Origin of the sequence: Nostoc sp. NMS4, from assembly GCF_017115095.1 — a bacterium.
GTDB lineage: Bacteria > Cyanobacteriota > Cyanobacteriia > Cyanobacteriales > Nostocaceae > Nostoc.
Genome location: NZ_JABXKI010000312.1, coordinates 1 through 2731, shown reverse-complemented (window position 1 = coordinate 2731; position 2731 = coordinate 1). Strand labels below are relative to the sequence as shown.

At 34.6% G+C, this 2731-nt stretch carries 3 protein-coding genes and 2 pseudogenes; 2 read left to right on the top strand and 3 right to left on the bottom strand.

Annotated features, from left to right (window positions below; all coding sequences use genetic code 11):
- Positions 1 to 284: 284 nt before the first annotated feature.
- Positions 285 to 698: pseudogene (locus HWQ37_RS29065) on the bottom strand (Rpn family recombination-promoting nuclease/putative transposase); the annotation flags it as partial.
- A 141-nt stretch (positions 699 to 839) separates the two neighbouring features.
- On the opposite strand from HWQ37_RS29065, the gene HWQ37_RS29060 reads away from it, so the two are divergent.
- Positions 840 to 977, top strand: coding sequence for a hypothetical protein (locus tag HWQ37_RS29060; protein WP_292753881.1), 138 nt, complete (start codon positions 840 to 842; stop codon positions 975 to 977).
- 154 nt (positions 978 to 1131) lie between these two features.
- Positions 1132 to 1593, top strand: coding sequence for a DUF29 domain-containing protein (locus HWQ37_RS29055; protein ID WP_292753880.1), 462 nt, complete (start codon positions 1132 to 1134; stop codon positions 1591 to 1593).
- Between the two features lie 321 nt (positions 1594 to 1914).
- On the opposite strand, the gene HWQ37_RS29050 is transcribed toward HWQ37_RS29055, so the two are convergent.
- On the bottom strand, positions 1915 to 2316 hold the full coding sequence (locus tag HWQ37_RS29050; protein ID WP_292753879.1) for a helix-turn-helix domain-containing protein: 402 nt from the start codon (positions 2314 to 2316) through the stop codon (positions 1915 to 1917).
- Positions 2300 to 2600, bottom strand: a pseudogene (locus tag HWQ37_RS29045) (type II toxin-antitoxin system HigB family toxin). Before HWQ37_RS29045 ends, HWQ37_RS29050 begins: the two are co-directional and overlap by 17 nt.
- Positions 2601 to 2731 lie beyond the last annotated feature (131 nt).

The following is a 2731-nucleotide window of genomic DNA, read 5'->3' as shown; positions in this document are numbered from 1 at the left end:
GAAATTATTTTGCCCACTGTTGCTACTGTACCAATTAGTCGCGCAAAGTGCTGTATAACTTTTATATCTCCTAAATCAAGAAGTTCTGTTAGAATTTTAATATCTCTTTTGCTAGTCATAACTGTAAATTTATATAAAAATAGTTGGAGTCCTATTTACAGTTAACAAGAAATATTCTTCATATGTCAATCTTTATAGTACTTTTAGCAGATTATTGATACATTTTTTGACATTGTTTGATACCTATATCTTAATAATTTGGCATAACAAGTACTGAAGAACCATAAATTTAAATTATTGAGGAATAAGTCTGAATCCTGATCCCACATCCGCACTACACGATAGCGGTGTCTAGTTGTATCATCCAGATATTCTTCAGTAAAAGCAATTTCATCATCCGTCTCTTGCAAAAATATTACTACCTGGACAACTGGACACTTATATTGACGCTTTAATCTCACAGAATAATCTAACATTCGGAAAGGAATCGCAGGATTAGACTGTGTTAAAGTTTGAAACTCAATGTGCAAAATTCTATTAGCAGTTCGTAGAAATGTAACGGAATCTGCACGAATTGGCTCTAAACTTAATTCGGTTTTTAATACTTTAACATCTGTAGATTCTTCAGCGATTAACCATCTGATAAAATCTACTGGATGTTTTTCTGCGAAAAGTTTACATACGTTATCAAAACTCACAACGTATACCTAATTAATATTGAAATTTTAAATATTATAAAATGGTTGGTTTAAATATACAAACTCTACGGTTAAAGAATTATTTCAACTGATATCGGTATTTTACAGATGTAGGTTGGGTTAAGTGCAGCGCAACCCAACATGGATCTTGAAAGCTTAACCGATATCTTGGTGTTGGGTTTCCTTACGTCAACCCAACCTACTGATCTGGTGAGAAATTCGGGTAACAGTGGTGCGATTTCCGCAGCCAGAAGTCAAGGTAAACTTTTGGTAAGGTGAAATTCTGTTATTATATATTTACCGTGCTACTTGCGAAGTCTCAAGTTCCACTTGGGATACGCTCAAATGCAATCTATTTAGATATACTATGGGCATAGCAAGAGCGGGATTAAATTAATTATAGCAGTTGGATTTTGGGAGGTTGAAAAATCAGATGATAACGCCTCAATCAACGGTTTTTACAAACTCTCGTCTTTATGACCAAGATTTTTATCTGTGGATAGAGACAACTGCTCAACAATTAAAGGAAGGGAGATTTTCTGAGGTTGATTTAGAAAATCTGGTTGAAGAGATTGAATGTATGGGGAGAAGTGAAAAACACGCGCTTGAGAGTAATTTAGTTGTTCTATTAATGCACCTATTAAAATACAAATATCAGCCTGAAAAACGCTCTAATAGTTGGAAAGGAACTATTAGAGAACATCGGCGGAGGTTGACAAGGACTTTTAAGGATAGTCCTAGTTTAAAACCATATTTTCAGGAAGTTTTTACTGAGTGTTATCAAGATGCAAGAAAGCAAGCTAGTGATGAAACTGGTTTATCTCTTGATACTTTTCCCGTAGACTCTCCATTTACTGCGGATGAATGTTTAAATGAAGATTTTTTACCTGATTAATTGAATTTTGCTATTTTCTATACTTCATGAGGTTAAAAAATCAAAAGAGACGCGATAAATCGCCGTCTCTACAAAGGACTGATTATTGTAAAGACGGCGATTTATCGCGTCTTTGCCATCTAGGGCGTGTGAGCAAAAAACCTTATCCAAACCGTATTGACTTGTGTTCTGAACGAAAGTCGTTGTGTTCTGAACGAAAGCACTTGTTTTCTGAACGAAAGCACTTATCTTCTGAACGAAAGCACTTGTTTTCTGAACGAAAGCCTTGATAATGTTGGTTTGAGGAACAAAACCCAACCTACGCCTACGCCTGAACAATAATTAATGTATAAAGAAGTCAGCATCAACTTGGAAAAATTCACCTAATGCTTTCGCTTGTGCTTTACTAATCTGTTGCTTACCGTTGAAAATTTCAGACACAACACTACTCGAACCGATTACACCGATTAAATCAGTTTGTTTTAAATTTCGAGCTTCGATTAAATGGAGAAGCATTGATAATGGGGTTGTCTCACCCATTGGGTATTTTTTATCTTCATATTTTTCTATTAAAGCAATCAACAAGTCATATAAAGCCGATTCTTCAGATGTTCGGTTTATTCGATGTGCGAGTTCTTCAGCTATGAGTATTGCTTGTTCATTTTCTGCGTCATTTGTAATTAATTTTGGTTGATACTTAGCTAGTAAAAGGGCGTAAGTCTCTGGGTTAAAAGTAAGGGTCATTTTTCCACTTCTCTTTATCGTATTCGGCGTGAGTTAAAATATATTTTACAAAAATTGTCTGGTCAGTATATTATGATATCTACTACGAGGCGATATGTATTACCCTTGATATTAAAAACTGTAAAATTGCTTACTGATTCTGCCGTATTATATACTGCTTGTACCTCAATTAAATTAGTCCATTTTGCTTTACTAGCAAATTTATACCAATTATTTAAAGCTTCATAGGAATCAGGGTGTGCTTCCCAAAATTCCCGAAGTTTTTTACGACTAATTATGTGCATCCTAATTCAGTTATTATAAAACAATGTTTTCAATATGAGAGTATTTTGTCAAGTAGGATGTGATGGCTATTTGTTTGTAAGGATTCAGGTCTAAAATTGTGGAAGCAAAGAAGGGCGAGACTGAGAATTAA